At 57.5% G+C, this 17,086-nt stretch carries 13 protein-coding genes and 1 riboswitch; of the genes, 8 read left to right on the forward strand and 5 right to left on the reverse strand.

Annotated features, from left to right (window positions below; all coding sequences use genetic code 11):
* The first annotated feature begins 321 nt into the window (after positions 1-321).
* From DW724_RS11195 to DW724_RS11210, 4 genes are all read left to right on the forward strand, one after another.
* Positions 322-522, forward strand: coding sequence for a DUF1858 domain-containing protein (locus DW724_RS11195; RefSeq protein ID WP_110436676.1), 201 nt, complete (start codon positions 322-324; stop codon positions 520-522).
* A gap of 63 nt (positions 523-585) precedes the next feature.
* Positions 586-1,272 (forward strand): tRNA (adenine(22)-N(1))-methyltransferase, encoded by a 687-nt coding sequence (locus tag DW724_RS11200; protein WP_118761523.1) that lies wholly within the window; start codon positions 586-588, stop codon positions 1,270-1,272.
* Positions 1,269-2,045 carry a Nif3-like dinuclear metal center hexameric protein gene (locus DW724_RS11205; RefSeq protein WP_118761524.1) on the forward strand — a complete coding sequence of 259 codons (777 nt, stop codon included), beginning with the start codon at positions 1,269-1,271 and terminating at the stop codon, positions 2,043-2,045. The genes DW724_RS11200 and DW724_RS11205 overlap by 4 nt, the downstream gene beginning before the upstream one ends.
* A gap of 12 nt (positions 2,046-2,057) precedes the next feature.
* Positions 2,058-3,836: an Rqc2 family fibronectin-binding protein gene (locus DW724_RS11210; RefSeq protein ID WP_118761525.1), complete on the forward strand. Its 1,779-nt coding sequence runs from the start codon at positions 2,058-2,060 to the stop codon at positions 3,834-3,836.
* Positions 3,837-3,920: 84 nt separating this feature from the next.
* Here DW724_RS11210 and dapB read toward each other — a convergent pair whose 3' ends face one another.
* The 3 genes from dapB to asd are packed head-to-tail and all read right to left on the reverse strand — an operon-like array spanning position 3,921 to position 6,692.
* Positions 3,921-4,685: a 4-hydroxy-tetrahydrodipicolinate reductase gene (gene dapB / locus DW724_RS11215; protein WP_118761526.1), complete on the reverse strand. Its 765-nt coding sequence runs from the start codon at positions 4,683-4,685 to the stop codon at positions 3,921-3,923.
* Between the two features lie 15 nt (positions 4,686-4,700).
* Positions 4,701-5,591, reverse strand: a complete 891-nt coding sequence (dapA, locus tag DW724_RS11220; protein ID WP_118761527.1) for a 4-hydroxy-tetrahydrodipicolinate synthase — start codon at positions 5,589-5,591, stop codon at positions 4,701-4,703.
* Positions 5,592-5,609: 18 nt separating this feature from the next.
* The gene (gene asd, locus DW724_RS11225) at positions 5,610-6,692 is read right to left on the reverse strand and encodes an aspartate-semialdehyde dehydrogenase (protein ID WP_118761528.1); all 1,083 of its coding nucleotides are present in this window, start codon (positions 6,690-6,692) and stop codon (positions 5,610-5,612) included.
* A gap of 221 nt (positions 6,693-6,913) precedes the next feature.
* Positions 6,914-7,096, reverse strand: a riboswitch (Lysine riboswitch).
* 94 nt (positions 7,097-7,190) lie between these two features.
* Between asd and DW724_RS11230 the strand changes: the two genes are divergently transcribed.
* From DW724_RS11230 to brnQ, 4 genes are all read left to right on the forward strand, one after another.
* Positions 7,191-8,897, forward strand: coding sequence for a SpoIID/LytB domain-containing protein (locus tag DW724_RS11230; RefSeq protein WP_118761529.1), 1,707 nt, complete (start codon positions 7,191-7,193; stop codon positions 8,895-8,897).
* Between the two features lie 81 nt (positions 8,898-8,978).
* A complete protein-coding gene (gene queA, locus DW724_RS11235) occupies positions 8,979-10,004 on the forward strand; it encodes a tRNA preQ1(34) S-adenosylmethionine ribosyltransferase-isomerase QueA (protein WP_118761530.1) in 1,026 nt (341 codons plus the stop codon).
* Positions 10,005-10,026: 22 nt separating this feature from the next.
* A complete protein-coding gene (gene tgt, locus DW724_RS11240; protein ID WP_118761531.1) occupies positions 10,027-11,169 on the forward strand; it encodes a tRNA guanosine(34) transglycosylase Tgt in 1,143 nt (380 codons plus the stop codon).
* Positions 11,170-11,244: 75 nt separating this feature from the next.
* Positions 11,245-12,528 (forward strand): branched-chain amino acid transport system II carrier protein, encoded by a 1,284-nt coding sequence (brnQ, locus tag DW724_RS11245; protein ID WP_118761532.1) that lies wholly within the window; start codon positions 11,245-11,247, stop codon positions 12,526-12,528.
* A 67-nt stretch (positions 12,529-12,595) separates the two neighbouring features.
* Here the strand turns inward: brnQ and DW724_RS11250 are convergent, their stop codons facing one another.
* Positions 12,596-15,598: an S-layer homology domain-containing protein gene (locus tag DW724_RS11250; RefSeq protein WP_118761533.1), complete on the reverse strand. Its 3,003-nt coding sequence runs from the start codon at positions 15,596-15,598 to the stop codon at positions 12,596-12,598.
* A 99-nt stretch (positions 15,599-15,697) separates the two neighbouring features.
* The gene (locus tag DW724_RS11255; RefSeq protein WP_118761534.1) at positions 15,698-17,083 is read right to left on the reverse strand and encodes a shikimate kinase; all 1,386 of its coding nucleotides are present in this window, start codon (positions 17,081-17,083) and stop codon (positions 15,698-15,700) included.
* Positions 17,084-17,086 lie beyond the last annotated feature (3 nt).

Genomic DNA, 17,086 nt, shown 5'->3' on the forward strand with positions numbered 1-17,086 from the left:
GCAGGCGCCGGCTTTTTTGCTGCAGGAATAAAAAATGAAAACAGAGCGCTTCACAGCAGTGAAACGCTCTGTTTTTGTATGAGTATCATCGGATTTGCGTGCTCCGGAGCCTCCTGCAGCCATTGCTCGGAAATCCGGATGAAGCAGTTCCGCAGCAGCCGGAGATGATTCGCACAGCGGGAACTTCTCGGTGAATACATGATTTGTCTGTTTTACGCAGTTTTTCCGACCGATTTCACAGGGAATACTATTTACTACTTGAATAGTACGGATTTTTGCGGTATACTATAAACAAACAAAAAGCAACAGGAGGTTACTATCATGGCTGCTATTACGAAGAAGTCCACCATTGGTGAGGTTCTGAATATGAACATCGAGACCGCTCGTTTCTTTATGGAAATCGGCATGCACTGCCTCGGCTGCCCGGCATCTCAGGGCGAGAGCATCGAGGAGGCCTGCATGGTACACGGCACCAATGCAGATGAACTGGTTGCCAAGCTCAACGCTTTTCTGGGCGAATAAGTCGAGTGAGTAAGAAAATTAGAGCTGGCATTGTTTGCCGGCTCTGTTTTTTTGGAGTTTTACATGGAAAGTATGATTTTAACACCGCGGCTGGCCTGTATGGCGGCTCTGGTGCCGCAGAATGCTCGATTGGCGGATATCGGAACGGATCACGGCAAGCTGCCGATTTCACTGCTGCTGGATGGACATATTGCATCGGCTATCGGCTCGGATATCCGTTCAGGACCGCTGGCACATGCGGAGCGCAATGCGAAAGAGCATAACGTATCCCTGTCTCTGCGGCTTGCGCCGGGACTGGAGGCCGTGCGGGCAGAGGAATGCGACACCGTAACAATCGCAGGCATGGGCGGCCAGACCATCGCAGAGATTTTGACTGCCGCACCGTGGACCGGCCAGGGTGACCACCTGCTGCTGCTCCAGCCGATGACCATGATCGCCGAACTGCGCCGGTGGCTGTACGCGCACGGCTACGCCGTCGAGCGTGAAACGCTGTGCCGCGAGGACAGACGGCGTTACGTCGTTCTCAGCGTGCGCGGCGGTGCACCGAAGCGGGAAATGCCGCTGAGCGAATGTGCGGTTTCTCCGGCCTTGCTGCGTGCAGAGGGTGCCGCCGATTACCTTGAGCAGCTCTATCTGCGGGAGAAAAAGGCACTGGACGGCATGGAACAGGGTACATCGGAGAACAAGCGTCTCGCGTACCAGCGTGCGCTGGTGCAGTGCATCCAATCTGCAAGGGAGGAACTGAAATGACGACGGTTCAGGATATTTTGACATTTATGGAGGGCCTTGCTCCCTACGAGCTGGCGGAAAGCTGGGACAATGTCGGCCTGCTGTGCGGCGATCGTGCGCAGGAGGTCACGAGCGTGCTTTGTGCGCTCGATGTGACAGAAACGGTCGTGCAGGAAGCGGCTGAGCGCGGTGCGCAGCTGGTTGTCGCACACCATCCGGCGATCTTTACTTCGGTCAGCCGTGTGACATCGGATGATACGACCGGTCGAGTGCTGCGTTACGCGATCAAGCACGATATTTCTATTATCTGCATGCATACCAACGCAGACTGTGCGGAGGGCGGTGTCAATGACGCACTCGCGTCCGCGCTGTTCCTCACCAACGTGGTGGGCATGGAGGCCGGCGAGAACGGCATGCTCGGTCGTGTGGGCGATCTGCCGCGTGAAATGCAGCCGCGCGAATTTGCACTCTATGTTAAGGAGTGCCTGCGTGCGGGCGGTGTGCGCTTCTGCGACGGCGGCAAGCCGATCACGCGCGTAGCGGTCGGCGGCGGTGCCTGCGGCAAGCTGATGGACTATGCAGTCGCAGGCGGCGCACAGGCGTTCGTCATCGGCGACTGCAGCTACGATCTCATGCAGCGTGCGCAGGCCATCGGTCTGTCTCTGGTGGATGCAGGACACTTCCCGACCGAAAATCCGGTCGCGGCCGTGTTCGCTGATAAAATCACAGCCGCATTCCCGCAGGTGCTCACCGAGGTTTCCGAGCGGCACGCGGACTGTATCCAATTTGTTTAAGGAAGAATTTATATGCCATTAGATGCGATCTGCCTGCGGGCAGTGACAAATGAACTCAATAACGTACTGGCAGGCTGTCGCGTAGAGAAGGTCTATCAGCCGGACCGCGATGAAATCGTGCTGCAGACACGCGGCGGTCAGGGTGGTCCGCGCCGACTGCTGCTGTCGATCGCGGCAGGCTCGCCGCGCGTGCATTTTATTGACGCGGCTCGAGAGAATCCGGCGGCACCGCCGATGTTCTGCATGCTGCTGCGCAAGCATGTGCAGGGCGCAAAGATTGCGGCAGTGAGCCAGCCGGCGGTCGAGCGTATGCTCACCATTGAACTGGATACGACGGATGAAATGGGTGTACCCTGCAAAAAACACCTCATCTGCGAGCTGATGGGCAAGCACTCTAACGTCATCCTGTGCGGCGAGGATAACCGCATTATTGACGCTCTGCGCCGCATAGACGGCGACCTGTCCGGCAAGCGACAGGTTCTGCCCGGTCTGTTTTACCGCATGCCGCCCGCACAGGACAAGCACGACCCGTTCACGGTTTCCGGCACAGGACTTGCCGCCGCCGTATCGCAGGCCGAGGAAGGGCAGACGCTCGACCGCTGGCTGCTCAGTCAGCTTCTGGGTTTTTCGCCGCTGCTCTGCCGCGAGCTGTCCTTCCGCGCGACCGGCGATGCAGCCAAGCCGATCGCACGCATGACGGATGAGAACCGTCAGCAGCTCGGCAAGGTGTACGACGATTTCATGTCGTATGTCGAGGATGACCGAGCCAAGCCTTTCCTGCTGACCAAGGTCGAGGACGGTGCGGTGTTCGACTTCACCTTTCTGCCGGTGACGCAGTATGAGGGTCTGATGAATGTCACGCAGGCAGACAGCTTCAGCGCACTGCTTGCAGCCTTCTTTGAGAAAAAGGGCAAGGTTGAGCGTATGCAGCGCCGCACCGGTGATCTGCACAAGACTGTCACAAACGCGCGTGACCGTGTGGCCCGCAAGCTGGCGGCGCAGAAAAAGGAGCTGGCCGCCACGCATAACCGCGAACAGTACAAGCGCACCGGCGAACTCATCACTGCAAACCTGTATCAGCTCGAAAAGGGCATGAACAAGGCAAAAGTGGTCGATTACTACGCCGAAAACTGCCCGGAGGTCGAGATTGCGCTGGATGTGCGGCTCACGCCGCAGCAGAACGCGCAGAAATATTTCAAGCTGTACAACAAGGCCAAAACCGCCGAGGAAGTGCTCACGCAGCAGATCGAGCAGGGCAGTGCCGAGCTGGATTATCTGGACAGCGTACTCGCGGCGCTCGGTGAAGCCGAAAACGAGCGCGACCTTGCTCAGCTGCGCGAGGAGCTCACGCAGTCCGGCGTGCTCTCCGCCAAGCAGACACGCAACAAGAAGCTGCGCGGCAAGCCGGCGCAGGCAAAGCCGTTCCATTACCGCACGAGCGACGGCTTCGACGTATTTGCAGGCAAAAACAATCTGCAAAACGACCTGCTGACACTCAAGACTGCGTTCAAGAGCGACATCTGGTTTCATACGCAGAAGATTCACGGTTCACACGTTATCCTTGTGACGGATGGCAGAGAGCCGACTGACGAGGCCATGACAGAGGCAGCCATGATCGCGGCATACCATTCGCGCGGCCGTTCGTCCTCGCTGGTTCCGGTGGACTACACGCCCGTCCGTCAGGTGAAAAAGCCCGCAGGCGCGAAGCCGGGCATGGTCATCTATCATGTGTATCAGACCGCATATGTTACCCCGAATGAGGCGGAAGTCGAAAAACTCCGCGTGGAATAAGAGAAAATCCCTCCGATTCGATGGATTCGGAGGGATTTCTGCATAAAAAAGGACTTCTATCACGCGGATAGAAGTCCTTTTGCTTTACTTGTGGGATGCGATAACGTCGCTCATGTCGTACATACCCGGCTGGGTGCGTTCGGCCATGAAAGCGGCTGCATCGACCGCACCGACCGCGAAAACCTCGCGGGACAGGGCGGTGTGCTTGATCTCGATGATCTCATCACGGCCGCAGAACAGCACGCTGTGCTCACCGACGATGGTGCCGCCGCGGATAGCGGAAATACCGATCTCGTGGGCAGGGCGCTTCTCGCGGCGCTCGTGACGGTCGTAGACGTACTCGGCCTCGTAGGGGAGCGCGCTTGCAACCGCATCGGCCAGCATCAGAGCTGTGCCCGAAGGCGCATCCAGCTTCTGATTGTGGTGCTTTTCGATGATCTCAACGTCGTATTTGTCGCCCAGAACTGCAGCAGACTGCTTGAGCAGCTCGCTCATCAGGTTGATGCCGAGCGACATATTGCCCGAGCGGAACACCGCGATCTTCGCGGAGGCCGCGCGGATGCGGTCCAGCTGTGCCGGAGAGTGACCGGTGGTGCAGATGACGACCGGCGTGCCGTGCTGCTCGCAGTAATCGAGCAGGCGCTCGGTAGAAGCGGCGTTGGAGAAGTCGATGATTACATCGCATTCGCCGGTAAACTCGAACGGATCGGCAAAAATCGGGAACTCTGCATACTGCACCGTGTTAATGTCAAATCCCGCAACGATCTCCATACCTTCTCTGCCGCTGACAATGTCGTTGATGACATGGCCCATACGACCGCAGCAGCCGGAAAGTGCAATTTTCAACATCTTTTTATAGCTCCTTTAGATTTTGCAGCCGGCGTTTTCCAGCTCGCGCTTGATGTACGCGATGTGCTCCTCGCTGGGCTCAACCAGCGGCAGGCGCAGACCGCCGACCTTCCAGCCGAGCAGCTCCATAGCCTTCTTGACCGGAATCGGGTTGACTTCGCAGAACAGCGAGTCGATCAGATCGTGATACTGCAGCTGCAGCTTAGCAGCTTCCGGATAACGGTTGTCAAAGCACAACTGAGTAATGTCGTGTGCAACCTGCGGTGCTACGTTGGACAGCACCGAGATAACGCCCTTGCCGCCGAGAGACATCAGCGGAACGATCTGGTCGTCGTTGCCGGACCAGACATTCAGGTTGTCGCCGCACTTAGCCATGGCCTCAGCCAGCAGGCTGAAATTGCCGGATGCGGCCTTGAGACCATTGATGTTCGGATGCTTGGACAGCTCATACAGGGTATCGGCGGTAAAGCATACACCGGTGCGGCTCGGTACGTTGTACAGAATGACAGGCAGATCGCAACAGTCTGCGATTGCGGTGTAGTGTGCGATCAGACCGCGCTGCGTAGTCTTGTTATAGTACGGCGTAACCGACAGACCGGCATCTGCGCCGCATTCAGCGGCAAACTTGGTCAGCTCAATGGCGTATGCGGTGTCGTTAGAACCCGTGCCGGCAATGACCGGAACACGGTGGTTGACATGCTCGCAGCACCAGGCAATGGCTTCGCGATGCTCCTTATCGTGCAGGGCAGATGCCTCACCGGTGGTGCCGCAGACAACGATGGCATCCGTGTCATGTGCAATCTGGTGGTCGATAATCTTGCCGAATTCCTCGTAATCGACCTCACCGGTGGACTTGAACGGCGTGATAATAGCAACCGCAGCACCGGTAAAAACAGGCTTCTTCATAATAAAACGGTGACCTCCTTAACGGTCCATGTAACCCTCAGCGCAAAGCAGCTCTGCCATCAGAACAGCGCCGCCTGCTGCGCCGCGCAGCGTATTGTGCGACAGGCTGACAAACTTGTAATCGAAAATGGTATCCTCACGCAGACGGCCGATGGAAACGCCCATGCCGTTCTCGAGGTTGCGATCCAGCTTGGTCTGCGGACGGTTATCCTCTTCGAAGTAGGTGAGGTAGTGCTCCGGCGCGGACGGCAGGTTCAGCTCCTGTGCGCGGCCCTTGAAGTTGTTCCAGCGCTCGATCATAACTTCCTTGCTCGGCTTGTTCTTGAACTTAACCGAAGCGGCAGCCATATGGCCGTCCGAGCAGGCAACGCGCAGGCACTGTGCGGAGATGACCGGAGAGGTCGCGGGCTCGATGTGGTCGCCCTCAATGTGACCCCAGATCTTCATCGGCTCCTTCTCGCTCTTCTCTTCCTCGCCGCCGATGTACGGAATAACGTTGTCTACCATCTCCGGCCAAGTTTCAAAGGTCTTGCCGGCGCCGGAGATCGCCTGATAGGTGCAGACAGAAACCTCAGTCGGCTCGAAGTCCATCAGCGCGGATAGAGCCGGAACGTAGGACTGGATAGAGCAGTTGGACTTTACAGCGATAAAGCCGCGCTTGGTGCCCAGACGCTTGCGCTGTGCCGGAATGATCTCGGCATGGTCAGCGTTGATCTCCGGAATGATCATCGGAACATCCGGGGTACCGCGGTGAGCGGAGTTGTTGGAGCAAACCGGGCACTCGAGCTTTGCGTACTTCTCCTCAAGGGCGCGGATCTCATCCTTCTTCATATCTACTGCGCAGAAGATGAAATCAACCTTGGAGGCAATCTCCTCTGCGTCGGCAGTTGCGTCGTACATAACCATGTCCTTGTACTTGCCGGGCATCGGAACGGTCATCTTCCAGCGGCCCTCACAAGCCTCGGCATAGGTCTTGCCCTTGTTTCGGCCGGATGCAGCGAGTGCTACGACATCGAACCACGGGTGGTTTTCCAGCAGCAGGGTGAAGCGCTGACCTACCATACCGGTCGCGCCGACAATGCCTACTTTGTACTGCTTCATGTTTATCAAATCCTTCCAAAAGGTATTCTAACAAAGAAATTATGTGATGAAAAACATACAGAAAGAACATTCAGAGGTGACTTCGGATGATTCGGCAAGAGCAATTTTTCGCAAAGTGCCGCAGACAAATCGTGCGGAGTTACCTCAAAAGAAAAATACCGGTTGAAAAACCGGTATGATCTATACTATAATAGAAGGAGCGGAACAAACCGCAAACCTCTAAACAGAATAGCTCTCCACCGGCGTTTCCGCTGATGACAGACGCTGGGATATTTTCCGACGGCGTCCAGCACGGTCTTTCCGCAACAAGCACCGGCTTCGGCGGAGGTCCCTTTCCCGGGTGATTATCGGGTCTGCGGACCCTTCCAACCGGTACTGATGAAAACCGCACCTCTATCTGTATTGATACTTTCGCTTTTTATTTTAGAATATACCCTTGAGTTTGTCAATAAAAACAAGGCGAAACAAGGATAAAAAATAAAACAGGAGTTGATAAAAATGAAAAAGCTGTTATCCATGCTGCTTTGCGCCGTGATGACGGTCACCTGCATCGGTGCTGTTCCGGCACATGCAGCGAGCAGCGATACACGCCTGCGGGTCGGTCTGACAATCAGCGGCGCTTCCGCCTTTGAGGCACCGCAACTCGAGAACGTTAGCGGCTGCAAAACCGGCTACACGGTCGGCACCGTCAGCGGCACCGCGTTCTCCGGCAGCAAGTCGATCACGAGCAGTGCGCTGACCGTCAAGCTGGTGAACGATGCCTTTCAGGTCAGCGATACCGACAGCGGCTCAGTGCTGTATACGTCCGCAGCGGGTGCAGACCATATCGCCATTCGTCCGAACAGCGCGCTGACGTGGTTCAAGGGCTACAAGTGGTACGGCGATTTTGTGTACCGCCGTGCATCGAACGGCAGCATCACTGTTATAAACTATGTGGGTGTGGAGGATTATGTGAAGGGTGTTCTGCCGTACGAGATCGACCCGGACTGGCCTGCCGAAGCACAGAAGGCGCAGGCAGTCTGTGCTCGTTCGTTCGCACTGGGCACACACAAGCACGGCGATGAGTACGACCTGTGCAACACCACGAACTGTCAGGTGTATCTGGGCGCTAACCGCGCAACCGAGGCCTCGGATGCCGCAGTGAACGCCACCAAGGGTGAAACGCTGTCGTACAACGGCAGCTCGGTCATCGGTTACTTTTATTCGTCGGACGGCGGCGCAACCGAGGACGCAGCGAACGTCTGGGGCGGCGATTACGCGTATCTCAAGGGCAAGGCTGACCCGTATGAGGACCCGAGCAAGGATAGATGGACGGTGACGCTCACCGCCGATGAGATTCAGCAGAAGGTGAATGCCGCAGGCTATTCCATCGGCAAGGTAGCAAATGTGCAGGTCACAAAGCGCACCGCAACCGATAACGTAAACGAAGTGACGGTGACGGATACGAGCGGCAAGTCGGTTACGATTTCCAAGAGCAGCGTCCGCACAGTGTTCGGTCTCAAGAGCATTCGCTACACGATCACGCCGGTCGGCGGCTCGGGCAACAAGACAAGTCTGCAGGTCAAGGCTTCGACGCATAACGTCAAGGTCAACGGCAAAAACGTATCTCCGCAGGGGTATTACATTGTAAACGGCACGCAGTATGGCAACAATTATTTCAAGCTGCGCGATATTGCATATCTACTGAGCGGCACCAAAGGCCAGTTCAACGTCCGCTGGGATAAGGAGAATGAACGCATTCTCCTGACCTCCGGCACGGCGTATGAGACCGTTGGCGGCGAGCTTGCGGATTCGTCCACGGCGGTGGAGAAAATCGGCAAATCCACCTCGACGATTGTGCTCGACGGTGAGGAGATCACACTGGACGGCTACATCATCAACGGCAACAACTATTACAAGCTGCGCGATATCGGCAAGGCGATTGGCTTTGACGTTGACTTCGACAACGCAAGCAGCACTGTGCTTGTCAAAACCACAAGTGACTATTCCGGCGATGACGAGGACGCAAACAGCGGTAATTCGGGCAATACCGGCTCGAATACCACGCCGACCGTTACCAATCCGACCAGTTATACGTTCAGCGGCTCCGGCTGGGGACACAGCGTCGGCATGAGTCAGTGGGGCGCTTACGCAATGGCGCAGAAGGGCTTCACCTATGACCAGATTCTGAAATTCTACTTTACCGGCATTGAGATTGCCGAGTAATCTGTAAAATCAACACGCAAGGGAGGAAAAACGGCAGGGGCGCTTAGGCGATATTGTCTTAAAAGCGTCCTTGCCTTTGTGATGAAGAAAAGCGATTTTTATTTTGACTTGCCCGAACGCCTGATTGCCCAGCATCCGCTGGAGCAGCGCGACGCGTCCCGTTTGATGGTGCTCGACCGCAGGGACGGCTCGGTGACGCACCGCCATTTCCGCGATCTGCTGGAGTATGTTCAGCCGGGCGACTGCATGGTGTTCAACAATTCCCGTGTCATTCCGGCGCGGCTGATGGGCCACGCTGTCGGCCATGTTACGCCAATCGAGGTGCTGCTGCTGACCGACAAGGGCGACGGCCTGTGGGAATGCCTGACGCGTCCGGGTAAAAAGACCCGCACCGGCGTAGAGCTGACCTTCGGTGACGGCTTGCTGACCGCAACCGTTGAGGCGGTTCAGCCGGACGGCAACCGCCTGATCCGTTTCCACTATGAGGGCATTTTCCTGGAAATCCTCGACAAGCTCGGTACCATGCCGCTGCCGCCGTATATCAAGGAAAAGCTGGATGATCCCGAACGCTACCAGACGGTTTACTCCAAAACACCGGGCTCTGCAGCTGCACCGACCGCCGGCCTGCACTTCACGACCGAGCTGCTTGATGCGCTGAAAGCCAAGGGAGTAAAATTGGCGTTTGTGACGCTGCATGTCGGTCTGGGTACGTTCCGCCCGGTCAAGGAGGATGAGATCACCGACCACATCATGCACTCTGAGTATTATATCATGGACGAGATGACCGCGGGGATCATCAACGATACGCGTGCCGCAGGCGGCAAGATCTGGGCGGTCGGCACAACAGCCAGCCGCACGCTGGAGACCATCGCAGCTGACGACGGTACTGTGCGCGCACAGTCCGGCTGGACGGATATTTTCATCTATCCGGGCTATAAATTCAAGGCAGTCGATCATCTTGTGACCAACTTCCATCTGCCGGAGAGCACACTGATGATGCTGATTTCGGCATTTGCGACACGAGAAATGGTCATGAATGCGTATCAGGAAGCCATTAAGGAAGAATATCGTTTCTTCTCGTTCGGCGATTCGATGCTTTTGTACTAATAAAACAGGATAAGAGGGAATTATGGAAATCGGAAAATTTAACTTAATCAAAACCGAGGGCCGCGCCCGTCGCGGCGAGTTCTGCACGGCACATGGCGTGGTACAGACGCCGGTATTCCAGAATGTCGGCACAGCGGGTGCCATCAAGGGTGCGGTTGACGCGTTCGACCTCAAGGAGCTTGGCTGCCAGATTGAGCTGTCCAACACCTATCATCTGCACGTCCGTCCGGGCGACCAGATCGTCAAGCAGATGGGCGGTCTGCACAAATTCATGCGCTGGGACGGTCCGATGCTGACCGACTCCGGCGGATTTCAGGTGTTTTCGCTGGCGACCCTGCGCAAAATCAAGGAGGAAGGCGTAACCTTCCACTCGCACGTTGACGGCCGCAAGATCTTCATGGGACCGGAGGAGAGCATGCGCATCCAGTCCAACCTCGGCTCGGACATTGCGATGGCGTTCGACGAGTGTATCGAGAACCCCGCGCCGCGTGAGTATGTAAAAAACTCCATTGACCGTACCACGCGCTGGCTCAAACGCTGTAAAACCGAGCTTGACCGTCTGAACACGCTTCCGGATACGGTAAACCCGCACCAGCTGTTGTTCGGTATCAATCAGGGCGGCACTTATGATGACCTGCGTATCGAGCACATGGAAGCGATTGCGGAGCTGGATCTGCCGGGTTATGCCATCGGCGGTCTTGCCGTCGGTGAAAGCACCGAGGTCATGTACCATATCCTCGATGTTGTTCTGCCGCATGCGCCCGAGCATAAGCCGCGCTACCTGATGGGTGTCGGCACACCGAGCAACATTATTGAAGGTGTTGCCCGCGGTATTGATTTCTTCGACTGCGTTATGCCGACCCGCAACGCGCGTCACGGTCATCTGTTCACGCACAACGGCATTCTGAACATTATGAACGCCAAGTACCAGACCGATGACCGTCCGATCGAAGAAGGCTGTCAGTGCCCGACCTGTCAGCGGTTCAGCCGCGCCTATCTGCGCCACCTGCTCAAGAGCGGTGAAATGCTGTCCCAGAGACTGCTCGTTATGCACAATCTGTGGTTCTACAACCACCTCATGCAGGAAATCCGCGACGCACTCGATAACGGCACATTCGAGGCTTACCGCGCAGAATACAGCGAAAAAATGAGCAAACGCATCTGACTCGGATGCAAACCCGAGCGCCATTGTCCCGCGATGATGGCGCTTTCACTATTCATAAGGAAGAGGAGAACTGCTATGCAAAAGTTAAACCGAAGAAGCCTGCTTCTGGTAGGTTTTACGCTGTTTTCTATGTTTTTCGGCGCCGGAAACCTGATTTTTCCGCCGTATCTCGGTGCACAGGCGGGCACTGTCGCGTGGCTGGCCTTTGTCGGATTTGCGGTCAGCGCGATCGGTCTGCCGGTTATTGGCGTGATCGCTGTCGCGCGTGCAGGCGGGCTGTCCGAGCTGGCCGGGCGTGTGCATCCGCGATTTGCGCAGATATTTGCGCTGCTGGTTTACCTGTCGATCGGTCCGTGTCTGGCCATCCCGCGCACGGCGAGCACGTCGTTCCAAATGCTCGCGCCGCTCATCGGCGGAGATGCAATGCGGCAGCTGATTTACTCTATTGTGTTCTTTGCGGCAGCGTTTTTCGTTGCACTGCACCCGGAAAAGCTGACAAGCTGGCTCGGACGCATTCTATGTCCGACGCTGATCGTACTGATTTTCGTGCTGTTTTTCGGCTGCCTGTTTCATCCGGTGGCAGAGCATTACGGCGTGCCGACCGCAGATTACGCTTCGCTGCCGGGCCTGACGGGCATTCTGGATGGCTACCAGACAATGGATACGCTGGCGGCACTCAATTTCGGCGCGGTTATCGCGCTGAATATTCGGGATTACGGTATCGAGGACGAACAGCAGGTGCGCCGCAGCACCATCCGTGCAGGCTGGATTGCAGGCGCAATGCTGCTTCTGATTTACGCGATGCTGACGCACGTTGGCGCACTGTCCGGCGCGGCATGGCCGGGCGGCTCGACTGGCGCGGATACGCTGAGCAATATTGCCAGCGGTCTGTTTGGCCCGGTCGGGCAGGTGCTGCTTGCCGCAATTTTCGTCATTGCATGCTTCAATACCTGTGTAGGCCTGATTGCCTGCGTTGGCCAGTATTTCCATGAGCTGCTGCCGCGTATTCCGTATCCGGCCATTGCGGCGTTCTTTGCTGCGGCCAGCATGATTATTTCGAATATCGGTCTGGCGGGTATTATCCGTCTGTCCACGCCGGTGCTGAACGCGATTTATCCGGTCGCTATCGTGCTGATCGTGCTGTCGTTCCTCCCGAAGCCGGAGAAACACGGTGCGGTTTACCGCCTCTGCATTGCCTTTACTGCTGTGCAGAGCATTGCCGCGGCATTCCCGATTCCGGTTTTGTCGCCGCTTCTGCAGGCACTGCCGCTGAACGCACTCGGCTTCGGCTGGCTGATGCCGGCTGCGGTCGGTCTGCTGATTGGCTTGCTGCTTCCGAAGAAAACTGAAAAGGCATAAGAAAACACCCGTCAAGATTCTTCTTGACGGGTGTTGTTGTTGTAAAACTGCGGTTGCGCGGCAGCTATCAGAACAGAGCCAGAATTTTCGCAATCTCACCGCGGGTGATATTGCCGTTCGGTCGGATGGTACCATCCGAGTAACCGCCGATGACACCGGCGGAAACGCAGGTCTTGACTTGCTCGGTCGCCCACGACGGAATCACGGACGCGTCCGTATAATTCAGGCTGACCGCCGCATAGCCGCGCGGCAGGCAGCGGCCGATGACCGTCATAACCTCAGCGCGCGTCATGGTGGCCTGCGGGTTGAAGTACAGCTTGCCATTGCTGCCCGAGCCGTTCATAATGTTCGCACGCGAAACTGCGGCAACTGCGCCGCGTGCCCAACTCGGGATGCTGTCCTCATCAGCAAAGCCGAGCGTGCCGGAGGCGTTGGAGGTATCCAGATTCAGCAGACGCGCCATCGTCACCGCGAACTCCTGACGGGTCAGGTTGCGGTTCGGGCGGAAATAGGTGCTGCCGTTTGCGGTTTCGCCCTTCATGATGCCGCGTGCGCTCAGCAGGGAAGCATAGCCGTTCGCCCAGTGCGACGCGGTGTCTGCGAACACGTTGGATGCCGAACCGGCGGTTACGGTCGCACAAACGCGCGTGCGGTTGCCTGCATCATCGGACACGTCAGCAGTCACGGTATGCGTACCGGCAGACAGCGTGCCGGTTGTAATGGTCATGGTCGAGCCGCTCATCACAGCTGCACCGGAAACGGCTTTGCCGTCCACCTTGACCGCAATATTGCTTGCGCGGACCGGATATTTGCCGTTTTCCATGGTGGCAGTGCCGGAAAGCGCGGCATTTGTGCCGATGCTGACCGTTGCCGAGGTCGTATTCAGCTTGACCGACGGCGCATCTGTATTCGTCACCGCATGATCTGCGCTCAGTACGATCTGGTCGAGGTACAGCGCCGAGCCGCCGGAGCCTGCGCCGGATTTGTCAAACCGCAGACCGGTGAACTGCTGTGCGCCGTCCGGCACGCTTGCCGTCAGCTGTTTCCAGCTGTTGCCGGTTGCAGCGGACAGGGGAGCGGTCAGCTCATTGCCTTCCGCGTCGGCAAACACCGCCGTGAGCGTGCCTGCCGTGTTCCTGCTGTGCGCCCACAGTGTCAGGTGCTTCATGCTCGAAGCATCAGCCGCCGGAACGGAAATCGTAAAGCCGTCCGTATCAGTGCCGTTCCACATCGCCTGGAGCGAACCGGTGCCGCGTGCCACCGAGGTGTAATCCGTCACCCGCGAGAGCGTTACGCCGTCCGATGCGGTCAGATTGTTCAGACCGTTTTCAAAATCCGCAACGGTATGAGCGCTCTGCGCGTCGCCCATGCCGACATTGACCGAAATGGACTTGCTTACGCTGCCATACGAGCAGGTGAGCGTGCCGGAGGCCATCCGGCTGCCCGCAGTGAACACGCCGTCCGCATTTACCGCACCGACATCGCCGGACACGCTCCACTTGAAGCAGGAATCCGCAGCGCCCATCGTATGACCGAGGTGATACGCGAGCGCATCTACGTTGATGCTCTGGCCCGGTTTGACCGAGATAGAGCTGAGCGCTTTGCCGCCGCTCTGCAGTGCGATCGAGTCCACACCGGTGGTGATGCACACGTTCATAGAGCCGGAAACCGTGCCGTTTGAGCCGGTAATGGCCGCACGTCCGGCCTTGCTGCCCGCGGTGAACGTTTGGCCGGAGACCGTGCCCAGTTCATCATTCACCGTGTAGCTGAGGTCGGTCGGTGCGTCCGCCGAGGCGTAAGACGCATCTGCACCCTTGACCGAGAACCAGGTACTTCCGCCCGGGAGTACATAGCGGTGGCTGGGCGTGAGCACAGCATGAGCCGTCACACCGTCCGCCGCGATGTTGTTGACAAAGAAAATGTAGTTGGCGCACGCGCGCTGCGAGCCGTCCGACGGCTGGGAGATCAAAGCTGCGGTGCTCTCGCCGGGATTGCGGACCGCCATTGCGGAGGAGCCGCCGCCATCCAGACAGATGGCGCGGACACAGCCGAGCTCCTTCAGCTCCTGACCGAGTTCTGCCGCCGTCAGGCCGACGCTGTACGAGGACTGGTTGCCGTCGATTTCGTACAGAACAACCGTGCCGTCTGCCTTCACGCCGACTGCGCTGCGTGCTCTGCGGGTCGAGCCTGCGTCGATGCCGTCGGTCGTAATCGTGCTGTTGTCCATCAGCAGCTTGCCGCCGACCGCATACTGCACGTCGCTCCAGCTGCTGTCGTTCGCTGCGATGGACAGAGTGACTTCTTCGCCAATCTCGAAATCCACCCACGAGGGCACATCTGCGCCATCCGACTTGGTAAGCACCATCTGGTTTTTGGTGATCGTAATGGGACTGCTGCCCGTGCCCTTGTTCACGACCTTGAGCTTGACCGAGCCGTTGACCTTGACCGGTGTATCATCCACGCGCTCGAGGATAATGCTCGTGCCCTTGGCTGCAAAGTGCGTCGAGTCATCGTAGTTGTGATCGAGCAGATACGCGCCAGCCGTCGTGCGCGTCTTGTTGAAGTAGGACACGTTGACCGTGCCGCTCTTGCCACTCACGCGGATGCCCATAGTCGGGCGGCCGAGGACAGCTGTGCCGTCCTGCTTGAAGCCGACCGCGTACTGCCAGGCATCGGACGAAATGAGCTCGCCGCTGTCGATGACCAGACCGATCGGAATGCCGGTAGACATAACGAAAAAGTCTGCATTTATGCCGCCAAGCACGGTTTTTCCCTGGTTCTGCAGATATTTCACCGCATTTGTGATGGTGGCCTTGCTGCCGTACAGCTGCTCATCGGCGTAGACCATGAGGGGCGTTACACCGGTGTTCGGCGAGTACGTCAGCACGTTCGCGCGTTGCAGACCGGCACTGTTTTTGCCCTCGGTGCGGCTGTACTGCAGACCGCTGCCGAGGGAGTAGGTGTAGCTGAAGCTATTGTCGAAAACGGCTCCGGCAGCGCCTGCGCATAGCTGCAGAGCGGCAAGCGCGGCTGCAATCAGGCGGCAGGGATGTTTGGCTGATGTTCTCATAATCCTTGAGTTCCTCCTTTTATTGCGAGTGTGAAAAAAGGGACATACTTTTCAGTATGTCCCTAATTGTAAACGCATCTGGTGGATTTGTCCAGTACCTTATACGCTCTTTACTACTTTTTCCAGAACCTCGGACAGCTTGGGACTGCGCACCGCGATATCGGCCACTCGATGGTAGAGCGCCTTGCGCGCATTGTACAGGCGGTGTGTTTCCGCCTGCTTGTCCGGCTTATTGAGCAGCGGGCGATTCGTGGAATAGGAAAGGTTCTTCATAATGCGGTAGAACGGTGTGTCGAGCAAGATGAGCAGACCAGTCTCCTTGACAGCCGCCACATTCTCCGGACGGAGGACAGAGCCGCCGCCGAGTGCAAGTACGATGCCGTCTCTCTGAGACAGCTCTTTAATATACGCGGTCTCGCGGTCACGGAAATAGGCTTCGCCCTTTTCAGCGAAAATCTCGGAGATTTTCTTGCCTTCCTTCGCCTCAAGGTAGATGTCCGCGTCAATAAATTCCAGTCCGGTCAGACGCGCCAGCTTACGGCCGATGGTGGTCTTGCCGCTGCCCATAAAGCCGCACAGCACCAGATTTTTCTTGCCATGCTTCTCGTGCAGACGCTTGACCGCCATTTTGCCGTAGGTGCGGCGCAGAATGGTTTCGCACGCCTGCGGCTCGAAGGTCACGCCGGTCCAGATGGTCTGCGCGTGCGCCGCCTGCATGACCAGCATGAACAGTCCATCGCGTGTTTTGGTCTTGCGCGGATTGGCGAGCTTCATGGTCGAGGTCACCGGCGGATTGTAGATCGCATCGAACACATACTCGGTCTTGTGCGGCAGATAATGCAGCGGAGCCGCGTTTTCCTTCGGGTACATGCCCACCGGCGTGGAATTGAGCACGATATGAATATCGCGCGGAATGTGCCGGCGGCTGAACACGGAAATGCGTGCGCCCGGAACGGCATCGGTCAGCTGCTTCTGCAGCGCTTCGGCCTTCTCGAGATTGCGTCCCGTGATGGTCAGGTACGCGCCCTGCGTGATGCAGTGGTACGCCATCACGGAAGCCGCGCCGCCATAGCCGAGCAGCAGCACCTTTTTACCCTGAAGCGATACGCCGTCACGATTCAGCGACTCCGCAAAGCCGAGGATGTCCGTGTTGAAGCCGGTCGCCTTGCCGTCCGCAAAGCGGACCGTGTTGACCGAGTGCAGGTCGCGGGCAGCAGTGTCAATCTCATCGAGCAGCGGGATGACGGCCTTTTTGTGCGGGATGGTGCAGTTGATGCCGCCGAGCTTGCGCTTGGCCAGCTCGAACGCTTCGGGCAGATCCTCCGGCGGAACGGCAACACCGATATAGTCCGCATCCTGACCGGAGGCTTCGAACAGCTGCGCGTGCAGCTCTGGGCTCATGGTGTGACCGAGCGGCCAGCCAAACAGGGCATAGGTGGTCTTTTTTGGCTCGAAAGCGCGAAATTCGTCCATGGAAAGCAGCATAAC

Source organism: Butyricicoccus sp. AM27-36 (assembly GCF_003480945.1).
Taxonomy (GTDB): domain Bacteria; phylum Bacillota; class Clostridia; order Oscillospirales; family Butyricicoccaceae; genus Agathobaculum; species Agathobaculum butyriciproducens.

Coding starts and splice junctions, on each gene's coding strand:
- DW724_RS11195 (WP_110436676.1), top strand. CDS start 322: ATGGCTGCTATTACGAAGAAGTCCACCATTGGTGAGGTTCTGAATATG.
- DW724_RS11200 (WP_118761523.1), top strand. CDS start 586: ATGGAAAGTATGATTTTAACACCGCGGCTGGCCTGTATGGCGGCTCTG.
- DW724_RS11205 (WP_118761524.1), top strand. CDS start 1,269: ATGACGACGGTTCAGGATATTTTGACATTTATGGAGGGCCTTGCTCCC.
- DW724_RS11210 (WP_118761525.1), top strand. CDS start 2,058: ATGCCATTAGATGCGATCTGCCTGCGGGCAGTGACAAATGAACTCAAT.
- dapB (WP_118761526.1), bottom strand. CDS start 4,685: ATGTTGAAAATTGCACTTTCCGGCTGCTGCGGTCGTATGGGCCATGTC.
- dapA (WP_118761527.1), bottom strand. CDS start 5,591: ATGAAGAAGCCTGTTTTTACCGGTGCTGCGGTTGCTATTATCACGCCG.
- asd (WP_118761528.1), bottom strand. CDS start 6,692: ATGAAGCAGTACAAAGTAGGCATTGTCGGCGCGACCGGTATGGTAGGT.
- DW724_RS11230 (WP_118761529.1), top strand. CDS start 7,191: ATGAAAAAGCTGTTATCCATGCTGCTTTGCGCCGTGATGACGGTCACC.
- queA (WP_118761530.1), top strand. CDS start 8,979: ATGAAGAAAAGCGATTTTTATTTTGACTTGCCCGAACGCCTGATTGCC.
- tgt (WP_118761531.1), top strand. CDS start 10,027: ATGGAAATCGGAAAATTTAACTTAATCAAAACCGAGGGCCGCGCCCGT.
- brnQ (WP_118761532.1), top strand. CDS start 11,245: ATGCAAAAGTTAAACCGAAGAAGCCTGCTTCTGGTAGGTTTTACGCTG.
- DW724_RS11250 (WP_118761533.1), bottom strand. CDS start 15,598: ATGAGAACATCAGCCAAACATCCCTGCCGCCTGATTGCAGCCGCGCTT.
- DW724_RS11255 (WP_118761534.1), bottom strand. CDS start 17,083: ATGCTGCTTTCCATGGACGAATTTCGCGCTTTCGAGCCAAAAAAGACC.